Consider the following 20,764-nt stretch of genomic DNA (forward strand, 5'->3'; position numbering starts at 1 on the left):
GAAGGGATGCTGTCACAGCGGGTGCAGTTGCGCGCGCGTTGGGCCATGGACGCCTCTGTAACTGAGCGAGCGACCACGGGCAACACCACGCTCATTCCGCCAGCACCTGCACGCTGGCGGACTGCAGCGTGTCGGATTGCACATGCACGGTGATCGGCCCCTGCGCGCCCGGTTTGGCGCGCACGATCACCAGGCACAGACCGTTGAACGCGTTGCGCTCGGGCAGGACGAAGGCCTCCAGGTTGGTCGGGTCACCGTTGTCGGTGGCGACCAGTTCGCCTGCGCCTTCCACGCGGAATCGCAAGCGGTCACCTGCAGTCGGTGCAGGGCGCCCGTCGGCATCAAGCAGGCGCACGGTGATGAAACTCAGGTCCTTGCCATCGCCACGGATCTGGTTGCGGTCGGCGCTGAGCTGCATGCGCGTGGCACGGCCGGCGGTCTGCACACGGTCGCTGGCCCACGGCCTGCCATGTTTGTAAGCCTGCACGCGCAGCTCTCCCGGTTGGTACACCACCGCATCCCAGCGCAGCCGGTACTGCAACGGTGCCTTGCGCTTGCGGCCTTGCGAGACGCCGTTGACGAAGAGCTCGGCCTCGTCGCCGGAGGTGAACACGTGCACCGGCGTCACTTGGCCCTCGCGCCCCGGCCAGCTCCAGTGCGGCAGCAGGTGCGCCATCGGCAGCTCCGGCCGCCAGCGCGCCTGATACAGCCAGTAGCGGTCCTTGGGGAAGCCAGCCAGATCCAGAATGCCGGAATAGGAACTGCGTGAGCTGTAGTACGGCGTGGGCTCGCCGAGATAGTCGAAGCCGGTCCACACAAACTCGCCGGCCACGAACGGATGCCGATCCAACGCGGCAAAGACCTTGTCGGCACTGGAGCCGAAATCCACCGCGTGCAGCTCATACGCACTGACCTGGTGAGCCACCGAATCGCCGCCGCGGCCATCGCGCACCGGCGCGCTGCTCTGCGCACTCACCGGAAACAGGTACACGCCGCGGCTGCTCAGCGCCGAGGCCGTCTCGCTGCTGAGGATGGCCTTGCGCGGGAATTTGGCATGGAAGGCCGGGTACTGCGGCGGCTTGCGGATACGCTCGGTGCCTTCGAACTCGGGCGTATCGCGGATGCCTTCGCCCTGGTAATTGAGGCTGATTACATCCAGCGCCGCCGGCAGCGGCATCTCGGGTGAGGCGTAGTTCATCGCCGCCGTCGCCGGGCGCGTAGGGTCTTCGGCGTACACGATGGCGTGCAGCCTGCGTGCGATCGCGGCGCCCGCTTCGCCGGTGTATTGCTCGCCCACTTCGTTGCCCACGCTCCACAAAATGATGGAGGGATGGTTGCGGTCGCGGCGCAGCATGGCGCGCAGATCCGGCTCGTGCCATTGCGGAAAGATCAGGTGGAAATCCAGCGGGGTCTTTTTCATTTCCCAGCTGTCGAACACCTCATCCACCACCAGCAGACCCATGCGGTCGGTGAGCTCCAGCAATTCCGGCGCGGGCGGGTTGTGGCTCATGCGGATGGCATTGGCGCCCATGTGTTGCAGTAACTGCAGCTGCCGCTCGGCGGCGCGCACGTTGAACGCGGCCCCCAGCGCGCCCAGATCGTGATGGTTGTTGACCCCGCGGATGGGCACGTGTTCGCCGTTGATGACTAAGCCCTTGTCCGGGTCGAAGACCACGCTGCGCACGCCGAATGGCGTTTCGACACGATCGACCACACGCCCACCCTGGCTGACCTCGGTCACCGCGACATAGCGATGCGGTTGCTGTGTCGGTGGCGGACCCCAACGCCGTGGCGCCTCGATCTGCGTACTGCCCTGCACGCGTGCATTGCCACCCGCCGCCACCTGTACCTGCACCGCGGCAATCTGCGCCACCGCCGGGCCACGGCGCAGGCCGCTGGCGTCATCCAGCGCGTACAGCGCGGTGCTCACCTGCGCCTGCACGGGGGCGGCACCGGCATTGTCCAGCTGCACCGCCAGCTGCACCTGCGCCCGCTCGGCCGACACCTGCGGCGTGCTCAGCTGCGTGCCCCACTGGGCAACGCGGAGCGGGCCGGTCTTGGTCAACCAGACATTGCGATACAGGCCACCGCCGGGATACCAACGCGCCGAGTCGGGCGGGTTGTCCAGCCGGATCGTGAGCTGGTTGTGCCCGCCGGGCACCACATACGGCGTGAGATCCACGCGCCAGCTGGTGTAGCCATACGGCCAGCCGCCCACCAGCTTGCCGTTGAGCCAGACGGTGGCGTAGGACATCGCGCCATCGAGATCGAGAAACAGCGAGCGGCCGCGGTCGCTGGCCGGAATCTGCAGCGCCTTGCGATACCAGCCAACGCCCCAGCTCGGCAATCGCCCCATGCCGCCATGCGGGCCATCGGCCAGGAACGGCCCTGCAATTGCCCAATCGTGTGGCAGGTCCACGCGCTGCCACGCGCTGTCGTCGAACATGGGCTGCACGTAGGCCACCGCACTGCCCGGGTGCCCGGGCGGGCGCACATGCCGCTGCGTGGGGTCGGCGATCAGGCTATTGGCAGTCGGCAGGATCCACGGTTTGAGCACGTTGCGCGCGTCGGCGTCGATGCGTTGCGCCTGCTCGGGCCGCGCATCGGCCACCTTGCCGTCTTCGCTGCGAACCACCTCCGGGCGTACGTCGTACTCCAGCCGCACGGTATTGCCAGGCGGGTCGCCACGGCGGAAGCGCCAGTCGGCGTTGAGCGAGATCCGTTCGCGCGGCGCGTTGGTTGGCTCCGCCGCTGTGACCACACCTGCGGTAGTGCAGAGGCAGATCAGCGCCATGCATCCAGCGCGCAGGCTGCGCTGCAGCGGCTGCTGCGTAGTGCCTGGGCGCCCATCGCGTGCACGCCTGCAGAGGCGATACAGCACAACGCGTAGGCGCATGGCACCGGTCATCGCCACACCTACGCCGCGCTCGCTCACGCGCTGTGCGGCCGTGGTTGCCTGCTGCTGCATAACGGCTGGTGTCATCCTCTCACTCCCTCGCTCCCCTCAGGTGCAGGCCGCCTGCAGTGCGCCAGTCCTCGCAGGGCGCACGCAGTGCGGTTGCCCGCTCTCACAATTTATAGGCCTGCTTGGGCAGGCGGTACGCCAGATCGATCGCGACCTCCATGGCCTCGTCTTCGTCCAGCCGATGCTCGGCCACCAGCTTCGCAAGGAATGCACTGTCCACGCGCCGCGCCACATCGTGGCGTGCGGGAATGGACAGAAATGCGCGGGTGTCGTCGTTGAAGCCCACCGTGTTGTAGAAGCCGGCACTGGCCAGCGTCTGCTCGCGGAACCGCCACATGCCTTCCGGCGCATCGTGGAACCACCACGCCGGGCCCAGCAGCAGCGCCGGGTAATGCCCGGCCAGCGGCGCCAGTTCGCGGCTGTAGCTGGTTTCGTCCAGCGTGAACACGATCAGGCGAAAGCGCGGGTCGTTGCCGAACCGGTCCAGCAGCGGCTTGAGCGCATGCACGTAGTCGGTGCGCATCGGGATGTCGGCGCCCTTGTCGCGCCCGTACCGCTCAAACAACTGCCGATTGTGATTGCGGAAACAGCCCGGATGCAGCTGCATCACCAGACCGTCGTCTACGCTCATCGCCGCCATTTCGGTGAGCACCTGCGCGCGGAACAACTCGGCCTGCGCCGGCGTGGCCTGGCCACGCACCACCGTGTCGAACAGGCGCTGTGCCTCGGCGGGCGACAGGTCTGCGGTGGCCGCACTGGGATGGCCGTGATCGGTGGAGGTGGCACCGGCCGCAGCGAAGAACGCGCGGCGCTGCCGATGCGCACACAGATAGCCCGGCCACTGCATGACATCCTCGCCGGTCAGCGCGGCGAACTGCTGCAGCGCGCTGGCGAATTGCTCATGCTCCGGGTCCACCACCGCATCCGGGCGGTAGGCGGTGAGCACGCGCCCGGTCCAACCGCTGTCGCGAATGGTGGCGTGGTGCTCCAGTGTGTCCAGCGGTGACTCGGTGGTGGCGATCACCTCGATGTTGAAGCGCTCGAACAGCGCGCGCGGCCGGAACGCCGGCGTCTGCAGCGCGGCGGTGATGTGGTCGTAGTAGTGGTCGGCGCTGCCGGCATCCAGGCGGATGCGCAGATCGAACACCTGATGGAAGACGTGGTTGAGCCACAACGCCGAGGGCGTGCCACGCAACAGCGCGAACTGGCTGGCGAACACGCGCCAGGCCTCACGCGGGTCCACCGGCGCACGCGATCCATCGGCATGCGGAATGCCGAGTTGATCCAGGTCGATGCCCTGGCTGTACAGCATGCGGAACACGTAGTGATCGGGCACCAGCAGCAGCTCGGTCGCGTTGGCGAACGGGGCATCTGTGGCAAACCAGGCCGGGTCGGTATGGCCGTGCGGGCTGATGATCGGCAACGCCGCGGTCTGCGCATACAGGCGGCGCGCGATGGCACGCGTGGCGGGGTCTGCCGGCAGCAGGCGGTCGTCGTGCAGGATCAAGGGTGTGGGCATGGACTCAGGTCACCAGACAACAAGGGAGAACGGTACAGCCACGGCAGCGCATCACGGCGCACGCACGCCAGGATGCTGGGCCACGTAGTCGCGCAACCAGGCCAGCGCCGGCCGCTCGCTGCCATCGGCGCGGATGAGACAAGCCGCTTCCTTGTCGCGCCACAAGCCAGGGCGATAGCCCCACAGCGTGATGCCGGCCACCGCCGGGTGCTCCCAGAACACCGGAAACACACGCTGGTAGCTGGCCACCTGCTGCGCATCGCTTGGGCCATCCAGATCGAATTCGGTGATGTAGATCGGCAGGCCGGTGCTGGCCAGCGTGTCGAGATTGGCGCGGTGCACCGACATCGCCACGTTGGGTGTGGTTTCGAACGCGTGTTCCTGCACGCCGATCGCATCCACCAGCTGCTCGCGCTGCAACAGCTGCACGATCTGCAGATAACGCTGCGTGGCCTGCGGGCTATTGGTGATGCTGTAGTCGTTGATCATCAACCGTGCACGCGGAAACTGCTGGCGCGCCAGCCGGAACGATTGCAGCACCCACTCCCAGCCGCTGGCACCGTTGCCGCCGAGCGCCTGCAGATAATTGCCGCCGCCGTTATCGTCCTTGCTGGGCGGGTCGTTCAGCGGCTCGTTGACCACTTCCAGCAGGTCGATATCCGGGTAGCGCTGCGCCACCGCGGCAAACCATTGCTCGATCTCGCGGCGCTGCTCGGCCGGCGGCAGGTGCTTGATCCATTCCGGCTGCTGGTTGCCCCACACCAGCACGTGCATCTGGAACGGCATGCCGTTGGCCTTGGCGAAGTTGTAGGCGGTATCCAGGCCGCTCCAGTCCATCTGGTCGCGCACCGCCTCCACACTGCCCCACTTGCCGGCGTTTTCCGGCGTGAGCTTGTTCCAGTACTGGGTAAACCCCGGCGCCTGCTGCGGGCCGTAGGCACTGCCCAGGAACTTGGACGCACCCGCCGCCAGCGGCGCGGCCTGCGCGGCTGGCGCCAGGCCAGCGGTGAGCATCAACAACAGTGCGCATGCATGCGTGGACATGGTCGGCCCTCAGGGGTGCGTGGCGGGAGGTGCGGGTGCATCGGCGGGCAGCTGCGCCGGCTCCAGCCGCGGCACCAGATGGTGCACGATGGCCAGCGCCAGCAGGTAGGCCGAGCCCGCCATCAGGAACACCGGCACGTAGCTGCCGGTGGCTTGCAGCAAAAACCCGATGAAGGTGGCGATCAACATGCCGCCCACCGCGCCGGCAAAGCCGCCGATGCCCACCACGGTGGCCACCGCGTGGCGCGGAAACATGTCCGACGGCAGGGTAAACAAATTGGCAGACCAACCCTGATGCGCGGCAGTGGCCAGGCCGATCAAACCGACTGCCACCCAGAGATTGTCGGCACTCGCGGCAAACACGATGGGCACCACCGACAACGCGCAGATCAGCATCGCGGTCTTGCGCGCGCGGTTGACGCTCCAGCCCCGCGCAATGAAGCGCCCGGCCACCCAGCCGCCGGCGATGCTGCCGATATCGGCCAGCACGAAGATCACGATCAACGGCGCGCCCAGTTGCAGCAGGCTCAGGCCGTATTCGGCGTGCAGGAATTTGGGCAGCCAAAACAAGAAGAACCACCAGATCGGGTCGGTGATGAACTTGCCCAGCACAAATGCCCAGGCCTGCCGGTGGCGCATCACCTGCAGCCACGACAACCGGCGCTGCACCGGCTCGTGCGCATCGCTGCGGATATGCGCAAGCTCGGCCGCCGTCAGCCCCGGCTGCTGCTCGGGTGGGTGGTAGCTGCACCACCACACCACCAGCCAGGTGGCACTGAGCACACCGGTGAACAAGAACGCGGCCTGCCAGCCCCAGGCGGTGGCGATCACCGGCACCAGCAAGGGCGCGACAATGGCGCCGATGTTGGAGCCGGAATTGAAGATGCCGGTGGCCAGCGCACGCTCGCGGCGCGGGAACCATTCGGCCACGGTCTTGATCGCCGCCGGGAAATTGCCCGATTCGCCCAGCCCCAGGAAAAACCGCGCAATCGCAAAGCCCACCACGGTGGTGGCCAGCGCATGCCCCATCGCGGCCAGGCTCCAGATGCCGATGGCCAAGGCATAGCCTGCGCGCGTGCCGAAGCGGTCGATCACCGCGCCGCTGCACAGCAAGCCAAGCGCATACGCGGCCTGGAAGGCGGTGACAATGTAGCCGTACTGGATTTCGTTCCAGCCGATCTGCGTCTGCAAAAACGGCGCCAGCACGCCCAGTACCTGGCGGTCGACATAATTGATGGTGGTGGCCGCCAGCAACAGCGCGCACACACGCCAGCGCATCCGGCCCAGCCGCGCCAGCGGCCCGGTCGCTGCTGCGTTCACCGGCAACTCGCTCACAACGTGCACCGCGGCGGCAGCGCGCAACGGCAACATGCCAATGCCTTGTACGCGTTGCCCCTGTGCGCAATGCGGCAACGCGGTGAACGTGGCGCGGTGGCCGTATGTTCTTCGGTTCGATTCATCGACCACTGCACCTGCACGAGGGTGGCATTGCGCCACGGGTGATAGCGCTACCATTACCACGCGCATCGGCAGAATCCATTACGCAGTGCAGCACGCCAATGCGCACTGCAGTGATGCGACACCTCGTACCTGCCTGTCACACAGCCGCCTTCGCTATGTCTGCCAATCTATGCTGCCCTGCAGCGTGATGTCTGCGATTTGGTAGCGCTAACATCCGGCGCCACCAGTCGCCTGTTGCTCCGCCGCTCCATCGCCGCCCCGCATCCGCCGGTGCCGGCACTCCCTGCGCAGGGGCGATGCGTGGGACATCTGCTCACCTGATAGGGAAGGGATTACGGTGAAGAACAGTTATGCACGTACCACGTTGTCCTGCGCATTGAGTACCGCCTTGCTGGGCATGGCCAGCACCTGCGCCTTTGCGCAATCCACCGATGCAGGCGCTGCGGCCACGACCGCACAGACGCCGCCCACTACCGCCGGCAGCGGCGATGCCGTCACCCAGCTCGATACCGTCACCGTCTCCGGTTACCGGCGCAGCATCCAGTTTTCCACCGATGCCAAGCGCGATTCGGTCGGCTTCGCCGACACCGTGTTTGCCGAAGACATCGGCAAGTTCCCGGACATGAACATCGCCGAGTCGCTCAACCGCATCCCCGGCGTGCAGCTCTCGCGCGACGTCAATGGCGAAGGCCTCAACATCGCCATCCGCGGCCTGGGCACCAGCTTCACCAAGACCACACTCAACGGCGCCAGCATCGCCACTGCCTCGATCGGCCTGAACGCGCAGAACCAGAACCGCGAGGTCGATCTGAACCTGTTCCCCACCGAGTTCTTTACCCAGCTCACCGTGAGCAAGACGCCCACCGCCAGCATGCTCGAGGGCGGCGTCTCCGGCGTGGTGGACATGCGCAGCGCGCGCCCATTCGATCGCCCCGGCGTGCACGTCACCTACCAGGCGCAGGCAGACTGGAACAGCACCAGCGAAAAGACCACCCCGCGCGGCGCGGTGATGGGCAGCTGGACCAACGAGCAAGGCACCTTCGGCGCGCTGTTCGGCGTGGCCTCGGTGCGCAGCAAACTGGGCGTGGAGGGCTTCGAGAGCGTGGGCTGGACCAATCCCGGCCTCACCTACACCCAGTGCGGGCTCACCCCGCCCGCCGGCACGCCGGCGACCAACCAACCCACCGCCTGCAACGTCAACGGCGGTGGCAACTGGCGCATTCCCGACCGCGTGCCGGCCACCGCCGGCAGCGGCCTCACCACGGGCGAAACCATCGACGCGGCATGGCTGCTGGCGCGCAATCCGGGCCTGAGCATCGACCAGATCAGCGATGCATTGATTCCGCGCCTGGGCCGCAGCGTGTACATGACGGGCGATCGCGACCGCGATGCCTCGGTGATGTCGCTGGAATGGCGGCCGTCGGACAGCATGCATTTCTACCTGGACACGCTGTATTCCGAAGCCAAGCGCACCACCGAGCGGATCAGCATGAATCTGATCGGCCGCAACGGCAACATGATCCCGCTCGGCATGCAGCTGGATCAGAACAATGTGGTCACCAGCGCCACCTTCGCCAACGCGCAGTACTTCCTGGAAGCGCGCCCGTACCGCGAAGAGGTCAAATTCTGGAGCGTCAATCCGGGTGCCGAGCTGCTGTTCGGCGAGAACCAGGACATCAAGCTCAATGTGCAGGCCAATGCCACGCGCAGCTGGCTGGCGCGCGAGTCGCCCAGCATCCTGGTCACCTCGCCATTCACCACCGTGGACTACCGCAACGAGGGCGGCGACCGGCCGTCGATCAGCAGCCCGCTGGACCTCAACGACCCCAACCTGGGTTGGGGCTGGGCCGGTGGCCGCGTCAACATCCAGAACGAAAAGCGCGTCACCCAGACACGCGGCGCACGTGCCGACCTGCAGTTTGGCGAAGACAAGCGCAACATCAAGATCGGCACCTCCTACGACCAGGCCGAGCGCACCATCCGCGGCTTCGACAACAGCACCGCGTGGGAACAGGTGATCTGCCGCGGCGGCGGCGGCAACGTGTGCAATGGCGGGCCGGGTTCGGCTATTCCCAATACGGCGTTGTCCAGCTATTTGCGGCCCGGCCCGGGCGGGTTCATCACCGCCGACTTCAACCGCTTCCTCGGCGATACCAACTACTACGCGTTGCGTGATTCCGCACCGGAAACCAACTCCGCCAACACCGGCGCCTCGGCCGGCGGCATCCGCGAAAAGAACCTGGGTTTCTACATCGAGACCAATGCCGAAACCGAAGTGTGGAACCGCACGCTGCGCCTGAATGCCGGCGTGCGCTACGTGACCACCGACCAGACCATCACCGGCCCGGTCACCATCAACGGCATCCGCCAGGTGCAGGTGCTGGATTCGGACTACAAGGAAACCCTGCCCTCGTTCAACGTGGCCTGGGATGTGGCCGACAACGTGGTCATGCGCCTGTCCAGCTCGCGCACGCTCACCCGTCCCGACCCCAGCGCGATGTTGCCCAACACCAACTTCAGCGACCCTTCCGCGCAGACCGCGACGCAAGGCAATCCCAACCTGGCACCGTACCTGTCCACCAACGTCGACTTCGGCGGCGAGTGGTACACCGGCGGCGAAGGCTATGTGGGCCTGACCCTGTTCAACAAGCGCATCAGCGGCTTCACCGTCAACGGCGTGCGTCGCATCCCGTTCAATGATCTGGGCGTGCCGTACGAGAGCCTGCTGCCGATCCAGCAGGCCGGCCTGGACCAGCGTGGCGGCCCGAATGCAGCCACCGTGGACGTGCAGACCCAGGTCAACGCCGATGGCGTGCTGAACATCCGCGGCACCGAAGCGATCTGGGTGCAGCCGCTGGACAAGCTGGTCGACGGCCTGGGCTTCAGCGTGAACTACACCCACGTCACCCAGTCCTCCGAAGGCGAAGGCGTGCCCGCGGTGGCCGTGGGCGTGGCGCCAAACCTGTGGAACGGCACCGTGTACTGGGAAAAGAACGCCGCCTCGGTGCGCCTGTCCTACACCTGGAACGACGACATGGTGATCTCCGGCGCCAACCAGAACGGCATCCCGTATGCACGCCTCAACGCCGACGCACGCGGCCAGCTGGATCTGTCGGCGAGCTACGCGCTGGATTGGCTGCCATCCAAGCCGCAGATCACGCTCAACGTGACCAACCTCACCGACGAACCGCTGCGCACCACCTACGCCTGGCCCAACGCCACCTATGACCTGTACCAGCCGGGGCGCACGGTGATGCTCGGCATCCGCGGTACCTTCTGAGTGTTGCCGTCACCGGTCGCGGGTCCTCCCAACCGCGACCGGTGGCGCACTGCGCGCCGCGGCGTTTCCGCAGCACTCCTCGAGCCTGCCCCACCTCATGAATGATCGGTCACAGCAGCTGTCCTTGCGCGAAAAGATCGGCTACAGCCTCGGCGACCTGGCGGCCAATCTGATCTTCCAGACCCTGGTCACCTTCCTCGCGTTTTTCTATACCGATGTCTTTCGTATTCCGGCAAGCGCGGCCGCCACGCTGATCTTCGTGGTCGGCCTGCTGGGCGCATTTGTGTTCACGCCCATCATCGGCATCCTGGCCGATCGCACGCGCACCCGCTGGGGTAAGTTCCGCCCGTGGATCCTGTGGACGGCGCTGCCGTTCGGCGCGCTCTCGTTGGCCGCGTTCAACACCCCGGCACTGGGCGAACACGGCAAGCTCATCTACGCCTTCGCCACCTACACGCTGTTGATGCTGGTGTACGTGGCCAACAACCTGCCGTATTCGGCGTTGAGTGGCGTGCTCACCGGCAGCATGGAGCAACGCAATAGTTTGTCGGCGTATCGCTTTCTGGCAGTGACCTTCGCGCAGTTCATCATCCAGGTGCTGTTGCTGCCGCTGGTGCTGATCCTGGGCAATGGCGACAAGGCGCAAGGCTTTCGCAACACCATGGCGTTGTTCGCTGCGATCGGCACGCTGTGCTTTTTGATTACCTTTTTCACCACGCGCGAGCGCGTGCTGCCGATCACCGAGCAGCGCACCAGCGTGCGCCAGGACCTCACCGACCTGATACGCAACAAGCCGTGGCTGGTGATGCTGGCGCTGACCATCCTGGTGTTCATCAATCTCGCCATGAAAGGCGGCATGTACATCTACTACTTCAAGTACTACCTGGACGCCGGCGCCTTGGCGCAGTTCCTGGATAACGCCGGCTTCAACCGCTTCATCGGCGCCATCAACAGCGTGCTCACCGGTGCCGGCATGAGCACACTGCAGTGGCCGCAGGATGCGCCGACCTCGGCCTTCAGCGTGTTCAGTGCCGGCGGCATCCTGGCGATGATCGTGGGAATTGGTTTTTCCAAGCGCCTGGCGGACCGCAACGGCAAGCGCAATGTGTTCGGTGGCGCGCTGCTGATCTCCACCCTGTTCCTGCTGGCGTTCTACGTCTACTCGCCCACGGCGATCGGCTGGGTGTTCGCCTCCTACGTGCTGCACGGCTTTTTCTACGGCATCACCATCCCGCTGCTGTGGGCGATGATCGCCGACGTGGCCGACTACTCGGAATGGAAGAACCACCGGCGTGCCACCGCCATCATCTTCTCGGCCATGTTGTGCGGGCTGAAGATCGGGCTGAGCGTGGGCGGCGCCCTGGTCGCCGGCATCCTGGCGTTCTACGGCTATGACGCGGCAATCCCGCAACAGAGCGCCGCGGTCACCGGTGGCATCCGCCTGGCCATCAGCGTGTATGCGTCCATTCCGTTCCTGCTCGGCACCGCGCTGCTGGCGCTGTACGAGATCGACAAGGCGCTGGAAACCCGTATCGAACACGAGCTTGGCACGCGCCGCCAGGCCGCGCCGCTGGCCGCCGGCTGACACCCCTCCCCTCCCTCTCATGCACAGGTACGCGCATGTCCAATGAACTGGAAGCCGCCGCACTGCAGGCCCTGGCGCGCACCGCCATTTCCGCACCGCTGGTCAGCCACGTCTACACCGCCGACCCGTCCGCGCACGTGTTCGACGGCGCGCTGTACATCTATCCCTCGCACGATATCGATGCCGGTGTCGCCTTCAGCGACGATGGCTCGCACTTCGACATGGCGGACTATCACGTGTTCCGCTTGGCGCATCCTGATGCGGCGGTGGAAGACCTGGGCCAGGTGCTGCACGTGCGCGATGTGCCGTGGGCACAGCGCCAGATGTGGGCGCCGGATGCCGCGCAACGCGATGGCAGGACCTACCTGTATTTCCCGGCAAAACGGGCCGACGGCATCTTTCAGATTGGCGTGGCGGTCGGCGATGGACCACAAGGCCCGTTCGTGGCCGAACCCGAGCCCATCGCCGGCACCTACTCGATCGACCCGGCCGTCTTCGCCGACGACGACGGCGCGCATTACCTGTACTTCGGCGGCATCTGGGGCGGCCAGCTGCAGCACTACCGCGACAATGTCTACGCGCAGACCCATCAGGAACCGGCCGACGATGCGCCCGCACTCGGCCCGCGCGTCGCACGCCTGCGCGAGGACATGACGCAACTGGCAGAACCCACCCGCGAGATCGTCATCCTCGACGAACACGGCACCCCGCTACGCGCCGGCGATCACGCCCGCCGTTTCTTCGAAGGCCCCTGGGTCCACCACCACGCCGGCCGCTACTACCTGTCCTACTCCACCGGCGACACCCACCTGATCTGCTATGCCACCAGCGACTCAGCGTACGGCCCGTTCGTCTACCAGGGCGTGCTGCTCGACCCGGTGGTCGGCTGGACCACGCACCACTCCATCTGCGCGTTCGAAGGCCAGTGGTATCTGTTCTATCACGACGCTGTGTTGTCGGGCGGCCAGACGCATCTACGCAGCATCAAGATGACGCCGCTGGAGCACACTGCAGATGGGAAGATCGCGCGCATTTATCCGTATGGAGAAACGGCCGTGTCGCCTTGGTGACATGCTGGTGGAGTGTTGCTGGTTGGGATGTCCAGGAACCGGTCATTTGCTTGCTCGTGACATACACGGGCATTGCTCGCTTGGGTGAAACTGCGCATCGCTTGAACGTCCGTGTGGCGACTGGCTCTTGATCGGGCAGGCACGAACTTGAGGTTCACTACAGCGCTGACTCACACGCAAGCTCGATGCGCTAGCGTTCTCGCCGCAATGCTGAAGCAACCTGCACGGTAGCGTCCGGTCAGCGCGCTAGAGCCCGTCGCATGTCGGTAAACGATGCCCTGCACAAGGTGCATCCAGGCGCATCGTTGTTACGTAGGCCTAGGAACGTATTTCTCTTGGGTGAGGTTGCCATGCGGCAGGGTTCGATGCTGTTCTTACTGACACTCGCGGTCTGCGGGAGTGCAAGCGGCAGCGAGCCGCGTCCCGCACTGCCACGCGCAGACAGCGTTGACGTACCGCGCTTCATGGGCGACTGGTACGTCATCGCGCACATTCCCACCCGGCCGGAACGCAAGGCCTTTGACGCGGTGGAGCGGTACGCGCTGCGACCGGATGGCCGCATCCAGACCACCTTTACCTTCCGCAAGGGCAGCTTCCAGGCGCCGCTCAAGTCCATGCACCCGGTCGGCCAGGTCGCAAAGGAAGGTAACGGCGCGCTCTGGAGCATGCAGTTCCTCTGGCCGTTCAAGGCCGAGTACGTGATTGCCTGGCGCGATGCGAACTACACCCAGACCATCGTGGCGCGCAGCAAACGCGATTACGTCTGGTATATGGCCCGCACGCCGCAGGTCTCCGATGCCGACTATCAGCAGGCCGTTGGGCGCATCGCGGCCATGGGCTATGACGTGACCCAGCTGCGCCGCGTGCCGCAGTCAGTGCGCTGACACCCAGCCGCGCGATGGAGGGGTCTGCACGCTGTGCAGTCCTTCGAACCGGCCGAATGCGTCAGGCGTCTTTCGTGTCCACAGAAAATTCCCATCCATCGTTCAAGCCGCCCAAAGGCTTGGCCTCGGTGGCCAGCTCTTCCTCGAACGCCGAAATCGCCTTGTATGACGGCACCATGGTCGGATACACCGTGACATCCATGGGAAATGCCGTGTTTTCTGCGTAGTGGCAGCAGCGCACCTTCTGCTCGAAGCGCAGCAGCGTCACGGAAAATTCCAATGCCGATTCTTTCGTCGGGAACACCACGGAAAACGCAATCTCCCGCGGCTTGGAGAGATCCACCCCTTGCTGGGCGATGTGCCAGAGGGTGTCACCGTTATCGTCGTTGGGATACAGGTCAGGGTTTCGCTGCATGGTTGCTTCAGTCTGTGAGGCCGGTTGCCGAACGCGCATCGTAGCGCCTGGCTGGTGTGCGGTCTGAGTCAGTGCCGCCAAGCGCCGGGCATTGGTTCGTGCAACCAGCCGCGTCCCGTCTACCAGCCGCTTGCCGCGGCAATGAGTGCAACGCAGGTGGCCGCGCCAGGCGCGACCACCTTGATGACGTTACGGAATCCAGACCAGATTCATCAACTGCGGGTCGGCGGTGACCTTGACCAGCTTGCCGCTGGGGCCGAACTGCACCTGGTATTCGGCGAAGCTGGTGCGCCAGTAGCGCCACAGCGAGGCGTCCAGATTGGGGTTCTCGCTGCTGATCGGGTAGCCGACCGCCATCAGCACCTGTTCGCGGGTCATGCCGCCGGTGAGCTTGCCTTCGGTGATGGCCAGGCGAATCTTGGGCGGGAAGGTGGCCAGCTTGAGCTTGGGGTCGGCGGTGACCACATAGCGTGCGGCGAAGGCGGTGTTGTCCAGGTCGCGGCTGTAGTCATTACCGATGGACTGCTTCTCGCCGGCGACCTTGATGTTGACGCGGTTGCGGCCAAAGCCGGTGACGCTGACCGGGGTGCCCACGGCAAGCACGCGCTTGCCATCTTCGGCGTAGTTGCTGTCGCTGATCCAGCTGCCGTCGGTGCGCAGGTTGCAACACAGGAAGCCGTCGTACTTGGTGACGTCGGCGGCCGTGGCCAGGCCGGAGGCGGTGAGCAGGCTCAGGGCCAGCAGGGAAGAACGCAAACGCATCGTACAGACTCCTTTCTCGACGGCCGTGGCCGCGCGGCAATGATGGGGTGAGGCGCGCCGCCGTTTCCCCAACGGCGCGCCCGCATTGTCGCAGCCTCCGCCGGGTTGGCAAGCCGGGTGACGCAGGTCGCCGGGGGTTGTGTATGCTCGGCGGGTGGAGACGCTCTCACCCGCCGAGATTGCCGAGCAGATCGCCGAGTTGCGACGCGCACACCGCGCGTTGGACGAGGAGATCCAGCGCGTGCCTGCCAATGTGGACGACGAGCTGCAGATGAAGCGCCTGAAAAAGCGCAAGTTGCACCTCAAGGACTGCATCACCCGGCTGGAAATGGAGCTGGTGCCTGACGAGCCGGCGTGAGGTTGGTGCGTGCGGCCGCTTGGGTTTGCTTTGTGGTTGTTGGTATCGGCAGCGCGGGGATAGGCAGTTGGGTCACTAAGAGCGGCTAACAAAACGTAGCGAGCAGTCGTCAGGTGGGTGCGGACGGCGCGGAGGAACCGGAGTGTACGGGCGTACATGAGGATTCCGAGCACCGGCCGCGCCCGCCTGGCGGCTGCGCAGTCGTTTTGATAGCTGCTCTAAGTGATGCAGGCAGCGTTTGTCTGATGGCCACCGCGGGCTTTAGCTGAGGCTCGTCGCGTTGGTCGCTTGGGCCGTACCCTCACCCCAACCCCTCTCCCGGGGGGAAAGGGGCTTTGTGTCCTTGTTTTTGGGGCTAAATGCGGCCTGCTGGCGAGTCGCGCCCTTGTCCTAGCCGGCGCGCAGCAGGATCTTGCCGCTGCGTCCGGGCTTGTCGCTGGCCGCGGCGGCCTTGGCGGCATCGTGCAGGTCGAACACCGCTTCCACCGGCAGCGCCAGGCTGCCATCGAGCGCGGCGGTGAGCAGTTCGCCGATCATGCGGCGCTTGTCCTCGGCCTTGGTGGCCTGCATCACCTTGCTGCCCCAGAAGCCACGCACGGTGGCCTGCTTGAAGATCACATCGCCGCTGGATATCTGCAGCGGCTCGCCGGTCATCGAGCCAAAGGAAATCAGCTCGCCGCCTTCGGCCAGCAAGGCCATCAGCTCACCCGCTGCATTGCCGGCCACCGGATCGATGGCGCGCACGATGGGCGCATCGCCGGCCAGCGCGCGCACCTTGTCCTGCCAGCCTGCTTGCGCAGTGGAGATTGCGTTGCCGATGCCCAGCGCTTTCAGCTCGTCCACGCCGGCGTCGCGGCGCACCAGGTTGATCACGTTGATGCCGCGTGCGGCGGCGAGCATCGCCACCGTCTTGCCGACCGCACCGTTGGCGGTGTTCTGCACGATCCAGTCGCCCTGTTTCACCTGCAGGAATTCGATCAGCATCAGCGCGCTCAGCGGCATGGCGATCAACTGGCAACCACGCTCGTCGTCCAGGCCATCCGGCAACGGCACCACGCCGGAGGCGTCGGCAAGGAAGTACTCGGCCCAGGCCTCATGCACACCGGCGGCGACCACGCGCTGGCCAACCTGCAAGCCCTCGACACCCTCACCCAGCGCATCGATGACACCCGCCGCTTCGCTGCCGCCGATGGCTGGCAGTTCCGGCTTGTAGCCGTAATTGCCGCGCACGGTCCACAGGTCATGGTTATGGATCGGCGCGCGCCGCATCGCAACGCGCACCTGGCCCTTGCCTGGCTGCGGCGTGGGGCGCTCGCCCAGTTCGAGCACCTTGGCCGGATCGCCGAATTGGGTATGGATGGCTGCGCGCATGGAGGTCTCCTGCCGGGCACGCTCTTGCTGCGACGCGCCCGATCGTTGTGAAAGGTGGCGCGATGCTATCGGCAGGGCTGCAAGGAAGGGATGAAGCGAACGGAACTGCTGTGTGAAGTTGTTGGCGTGCGCGCGTAGTGACGATGCTCTGCTGCAGCGCCGGAGGACTGCGTGCAGGCCGACCCTCATCCGCCCTTCGGGCACCTTCTCCCGGGGAGAAGGGAAGCGCCTTGCGCGTCTGCGCCTACCTACGAGTGCCCTGCCATTGGCCCACCCTCACGTACGGCGGAGACGATGGGGTTTGTACCGCCGTCTTACTCCGCCGGCGGCGACACCACATCCGGCTTTGCCGCTTCCGGGCTGACGCGTTCGATGGTGTGGCGCAGCTCGCGGCCGAGGATGAACTTGGCGTCCTTGGCCCACGCGTCCAGGCGCTCGTCGAACATCAGCTTGCTGTTCTCGTCCGGCCACACCAGACGCAGTTCGCGCAGTTTCTGGATGAAGCTGCGGAACAGGGTCTTGTCGAAGAACTCCGGCGCGGCCGGTGCGTACAGCAGGCTCAGGCGTTGCGCGGCCTGCTGGCACAGGCTTTCCAGCTCGCCGGCACCGAGCACGCCGGGGCCGTTCTTCACCAGCACCGAAATGGCGATGTAATAGCGCTCGAACGCCTGCTGCAACGAATGGCCGATCGCACGCAGGCGGAACACTTCGTCGGTCTGCCCGGTGTTGCGCGCCAGGATGCCGCCATCGTCATCGGTGACGTTGAGCAGCAAGCCCTCGCGCACGAACATGTCGATGGTCTGCTCGATGCGTTCGGCGAAGCGGTCCTCGCTCCACGGCAGGAACAACTCGGCCTGCAGGAACGGGTACACCGTGCGGCCCAGCCGCAACAACCCGGCGCGGCTCATGCGGCGGTTGTTCTGGAAGCAGCACGCCACCCACGAGGAGGCGGTAAACAGATGCAGCACGTTGTTGCGGAAGTAGCTCAGCAACACCGCGGTATCGCCACTGACGCTCAGCACATCGCCCAGCGGGTGCGAGACGCGGGTGAGCACGTTGATCTCTTCGGCGTGGGTGATGATGCGCGCCGGCGTGTGCGGCGTGACCGTGACGCGGTCCGAATACGGCATTTCGGCCAGCAGCTTCTTGCACAGTTCGATCTGCGCGATCAAATCGGCTTCGCCCATCGCATGCTTGGGCGTGGACAGCAGCGCCAGCGCGAGCAGGTTGATTGGATTGACGTCGGCGGCGCAGTTGATGCGGGTCTGGATCTGCGTGGCCAACGTGTCCACCGCCGGTGCAAGCCAGGTCGGCTTTTCATCGTCTGGCAGCGGTTCGCCATTCCATTCCGGCGCGTGCTTGGCCAGCACGTCGTTGAGCGCGATCGGCTCGCCGAAGTTCACCACCACCTGGCCGTAGTTCTGCTTGAGCACCTTGGGGATGGACCACAGCAGGCCCCAGATCGATTCCTTTTCCTTCGGGCGGCCGGTGAGTTCGTCGAGATAGCTGTTGCCTTCCATCAGCTTCTCGTAACCGATGTACACCGGCTGGAACAACACTGGCTTGCGCGGCTGGCGCAGATACGCGCGTAGCGTCATTGCGATCATGCCGCCCTTGGGCTGCAACAAGCGCCCGGTGCGCGAGCGCCCGCCTTCGACGAAGTACTCGATCGAATAACCGCCAGCCACCAGCTGCGCCACGTATTCGCTCAGCACCGCCGAATACAGCGCATTGCCACGGATGCTGCGGCGGATGAAGAACGCACCGCCCTTGCGCAGCAGCGTGCCCACCACCGGCAGGTTGAGATTGATGCCCGCCACGATGTGCGGCGGCACGATGCCGCGCTCATACAACAGGTAGCTCAGCAGCAGGTAATCCATGTGGCTGCGGTGGCTGGGCACGTACACCACTTCATGCCCGGGCGCGGCCTGTTTGAGCTTGTCCAGGTGATGCACCAGCACGCCGGCGTAGATGCGGTTCCACACATGAGTGAGCAGGAAGCTGGCCGAGCGCACCACCGGGCTGGAATAGTCCGCAGCGATTTCCCAGGCATAGGCGTGCGCCTTGCGCCAGGCATCGACCGGCTTGGAGTTGTCGCGCTTGGCCTGGGTGGCGATGGCTTCGCGCACCGAATCGGCGGCCAGCACCTGGTCCACCAGCAGACGACGGGTGGACAGGTCCGGGCCGATCACCGCCTCGCGGATGCGCCGGAAATGCGTGCGCAACACGCGCTGCAACTTGCGCAGCGTGCGCTCGGGCGGCAGCCCTTCGGCCATGGTCTGGCGCAGCGAGATGGGCGGCGCGAAACGCACGATGGTGGTGCGGCCATTGAGCAGTACCGAGAGCAGGCGGCGGAAGCGGCCGACCAGCGCCCAGTTTTCCGAAAACAGCACCGCAAACCAGCCGCTCTGCTTGTCCGGCGCACGGCCGACGAAGATCGACACCGGCACCAGATGCACGTCCAGGTCGGCGCGCACGCGGTGCGCCTGCAGCAACTTGGCCAGCGAATCGGAATGCGTCTTGCCGCCGCGTTGTTCGGGAATCAGCGAGTTGCTGCTGCTGCGCCGCGACAACGCCAGGTAGGCGCGCTTGCGCTCCAGCGGGTCGCCCGGCAGCGGCACCAGCGGCGACGGCAGGCCGGCCTCGCGGCAGGCCTTGTCCAGGATCAGGGCATTAGAGAGGCCGTAATCCTCGAGCACATACACCACCGGCTTGCCGTCGTCATAGCGCCCGGGTTGTTCGGGTTCGATGGTCAGGCTCAGCCACGGGTCGGCCAGCCGGCCGAGCAGGCGCGCCCACCACGGGCGTTTGGCCACGCGTGCCGGGGCGAGCACTGGCGCGGCGGGCGCCGGTGCGTCCAGCGCCACGGGCGCGGCAGGCGGCAGCGCAGCGGCCGTTGCGCCGGTCTCGGCGCCGGCAGGGCTGGGCGGGGCGGATTGGCCGTCCGGGAACGGCAGGGGATTCTGTTCTGGCATCGCCGTCATTATCGCCCACCCGGGCCTTTGCCGGTGCTGGCAGGCGGCGCGGGCGTGGCCGCCGGCGCGTCGGGCGCCGCCGCCGCAGCGGGTGAGGAAGCCGCCGGCACTGCGCGCAACACGGCCTGCACGTCGTCCTGGGTCTGCTGCTGATACCAGTGGCCCTCGCGCTTGATCAGGCTGACGCTGAGATCGATGTCGCGCGCGGCCAGTGGGTAGCGCAGGCGCACCTGGGCGCTGTCGCCCTGCTGCTTGACCAGGCCGGTGCGCAGCGCATCCAGGCTGCTGTCCAGCGACAGGTCGTAACGCTCCAGCACCTTCTTGCAGGCCGCCCAGAACGGCCCGAGCCGGCGCAGGCTCTCTTCCATGCCCAGTTGCTGCAGGTCGGCGTCGGACTGGATTCCGGTGGCACGCGCGGCGGCCACCAGCTCGGCGATGCTGGCCTTGGCACGCGGGCGGTCGGCCAGCGGCGCAGTGGCGGCCCAGGCGCTCAGCGCATCGACCAGCTGCACGTAGTGGGCGCGCTGCTCCGGTTGGTAGTCGGTGCGACTGCGCAGGTACTGCACGCCGAACTGGCCCAGCGACTGCGCGGCCTGGCGGATGCCCTGCGCCTGCCCGGCCAGTTGCTGGTCGAAGGCCTGCTGCAGGCGGCGTTCGGCATCCGGGGCCGACAGGTTGCCCAGCAAGCTGCCTACCTCATTGGGCAACGGCAGCTCGGTCAATGGCCAGCGGCTGGCGCCACTGCGCCAGGCCGCTTCCAGTGCGGTGTATTGCGTGGGCGTGACCCGGATGCGCGCATAGGCGACCAGGTCGTTGCGGCGCAACGGCGTGGTCATGGCCTGCATCGCCGCCGCCGGTTCGGCATTGGCGCCTGGCAGCGCGGTGGCGTGGTCGCTGCGCTTGCAGCCGCCCATGCACAACAGCGCAAGCAGCAACCACCCGGCGGACTGGAACCGACCTGGGCGGACGGTGGATAGCGACATGCGCACGATGTTCCCCTGATCGATGGCGCATCTTGCTGTCTGAATGCAGCCGCGGCAAGGCACTGGCCTTCCGTGCGGGCGCGTACGGTGCG

At 66.1% G+C, this 20,764-nt stretch carries 14 protein-coding genes and 1 other RNA gene; 5 read left to right on the plus strand and 10 right to left on the minus strand.

What is annotated here, in order from left to right; genetic code table 11:
* Positions 1 to 91: 91 nt before the first annotated feature.
* The 4 genes from galB to XCC_RS21355 form a co-directional block, all read right to left on the minus strand.
* On the minus strand, positions 92 to 2,983 hold the full coding sequence (gene galB / locus XCC_RS21340) for a beta-galactosidase GalB (protein WP_275044729.1): 2,892 nt from the start codon (positions 2,981 to 2,983) through the stop codon (positions 92 to 94).
* Positions 2,984 to 3,068: 85 nt separating this feature from the next.
* The gene (gene uxaC, locus XCC_RS21345; RefSeq protein ID WP_011039186.1) at positions 3,069 to 4,484 is read right to left on the minus strand and encodes a glucuronate isomerase; all 1,416 of its coding nucleotides are present in this window, start codon (positions 4,482 to 4,484) and stop codon (positions 3,069 to 3,071) included.
* Between the two features lie 51 nt (positions 4,485 to 4,535).
* Positions 4,536 to 5,528 carry an endo-1,4-beta-xylanase gene (locus tag XCC_RS21350; RefSeq protein ID WP_011039187.1) on the minus strand — a complete coding sequence of 331 codons (993 nt, stop codon included), beginning with the start codon at positions 5,526 to 5,528 and terminating at the stop codon, positions 4,536 to 4,538.
* A gap of 9 nt (positions 5,529 to 5,537) precedes the next feature.
* Positions 5,538 to 7,043, minus strand: a complete 1,506-nt coding sequence (locus XCC_RS21355; protein ID WP_011039188.1) for an MFS transporter — start codon at positions 7,041 to 7,043, stop codon at positions 5,538 to 5,540.
* 283 nt (positions 7,044 to 7,326) lie between these two features.
* Between XCC_RS21355 and XCC_RS21360 the strand changes: the two genes are divergently transcribed.
* The 4 genes from XCC_RS21360 to XCC_RS21375 all read left to right on the plus strand — a co-directional run bounded on the left by XCC_RS21360 (position 7,327) and on the right by XCC_RS21375 (position 13,808).
* Positions 7,327 to 10,269, plus strand: a complete 2,943-nt coding sequence (locus tag XCC_RS21360; protein ID WP_019238134.1) for a TonB-dependent receptor — start codon at positions 7,327 to 7,329, stop codon at positions 10,267 to 10,269.
* Positions 10,270 to 10,366: 97 nt separating this feature from the next.
* The gene (locus XCC_RS21365; protein WP_011039190.1) at positions 10,367 to 11,854 is read left to right on the plus strand and encodes an MFS transporter; all 1,488 of its coding nucleotides are present in this window, start codon (positions 10,367 to 10,369) and stop codon (positions 11,852 to 11,854) included.
* Positions 11,855 to 11,889: 35 nt separating this feature from the next.
* Positions 11,890 to 12,924: a glycoside hydrolase family 43 protein gene (locus XCC_RS21370; RefSeq protein WP_011039191.1), complete on the plus strand. Its 1,035-nt coding sequence runs from the start codon at positions 11,890 to 11,892 to the stop codon at positions 12,922 to 12,924.
* 350 nt (positions 12,925 to 13,274) lie between these two features.
* Positions 13,275 to 13,808: a lipocalin family protein gene (locus XCC_RS21375; RefSeq protein ID WP_011039192.1), complete on the plus strand. Its 534-nt coding sequence runs from the start codon at positions 13,275 to 13,277 to the stop codon at positions 13,806 to 13,808.
* A gap of 61 nt (positions 13,809 to 13,869) precedes the next feature.
* Here XCC_RS21375 and XCC_RS21380 read toward each other — a convergent pair whose 3' ends face one another.
* Positions 13,870 to 14,223, minus strand: a complete 354-nt coding sequence (locus tag XCC_RS21380; protein ID WP_011039193.1) for a ribonuclease E inhibitor RraB — start codon at positions 14,221 to 14,223, stop codon at positions 13,870 to 13,872.
* A 189-nt stretch (positions 14,224 to 14,412) separates the two neighbouring features.
* On the minus strand, positions 14,413 to 14,985 hold the full coding sequence (locus XCC_RS21385) for a hypothetical protein (protein WP_011270097.1): 573 nt from the start codon (positions 14,983 to 14,985) through the stop codon (positions 14,413 to 14,415).
* A 154-nt stretch (positions 14,986 to 15,139) separates the two neighbouring features.
* Here XCC_RS21385 and XCC_RS21390 point away from each other — a divergent pair, with 154 nt between their 5' ends.
* On the plus strand, positions 15,140 to 15,343 hold the full coding sequence (locus XCC_RS21390; RefSeq protein ID WP_014509561.1) for a YdcH family protein: 204 nt from the start codon (positions 15,140 to 15,142) through the stop codon (positions 15,341 to 15,343).
* An 83-nt stretch (positions 15,344 to 15,426) separates the two neighbouring features.
* Here XCC_RS21390 and XCC_RS21395 read toward each other — a convergent pair.
* The 4 genes from XCC_RS21395 to XCC_RS21410 form a co-directional block, all read right to left on the minus strand.
* A non-coding RNA gene (locus XCC_RS21395) (sX9 sRNA) lies at positions 15,427 to 15,501 on the minus strand.
* A gap of 232 nt (positions 15,502 to 15,733) precedes the next feature.
* Complete coding sequence (locus tag XCC_RS21400) at positions 15,734 to 16,714, minus strand: zinc-binding dehydrogenase (protein WP_019238135.1); 981 nt, start codon at positions 16,712 to 16,714, stop codon at positions 15,734 to 15,736.
* 314 nt (positions 16,715 to 17,028) lie between these two features.
* Positions 17,029 to 19,698, minus strand: a complete 2,670-nt coding sequence (gene plsB / locus XCC_RS21405; RefSeq protein ID WP_011039197.1) for a glycerol-3-phosphate 1-O-acyltransferase PlsB — start codon at positions 19,696 to 19,698, stop codon at positions 17,029 to 17,031.
* Entirely contained in the window at positions 19,698 to 20,672 is a 975-nt protein-coding gene (locus XCC_RS21410) for a hypothetical protein (protein ID WP_012439662.1), read from the minus strand. The genes plsB and XCC_RS21410 overlap by 1 nt, the downstream gene beginning before the upstream one ends.
* Between the last annotated feature and the right edge of the window lie 92 nt (positions 20,673 to 20,764).

The sequence above is a fragment of the Xanthomonas campestris pv. campestris str. ATCC 33913 genome (assembly GCF_000007145.1).
GTDB lineage: Bacteria > Pseudomonadota > Gammaproteobacteria > Xanthomonadales > Xanthomonadaceae > Xanthomonas > Xanthomonas campestris.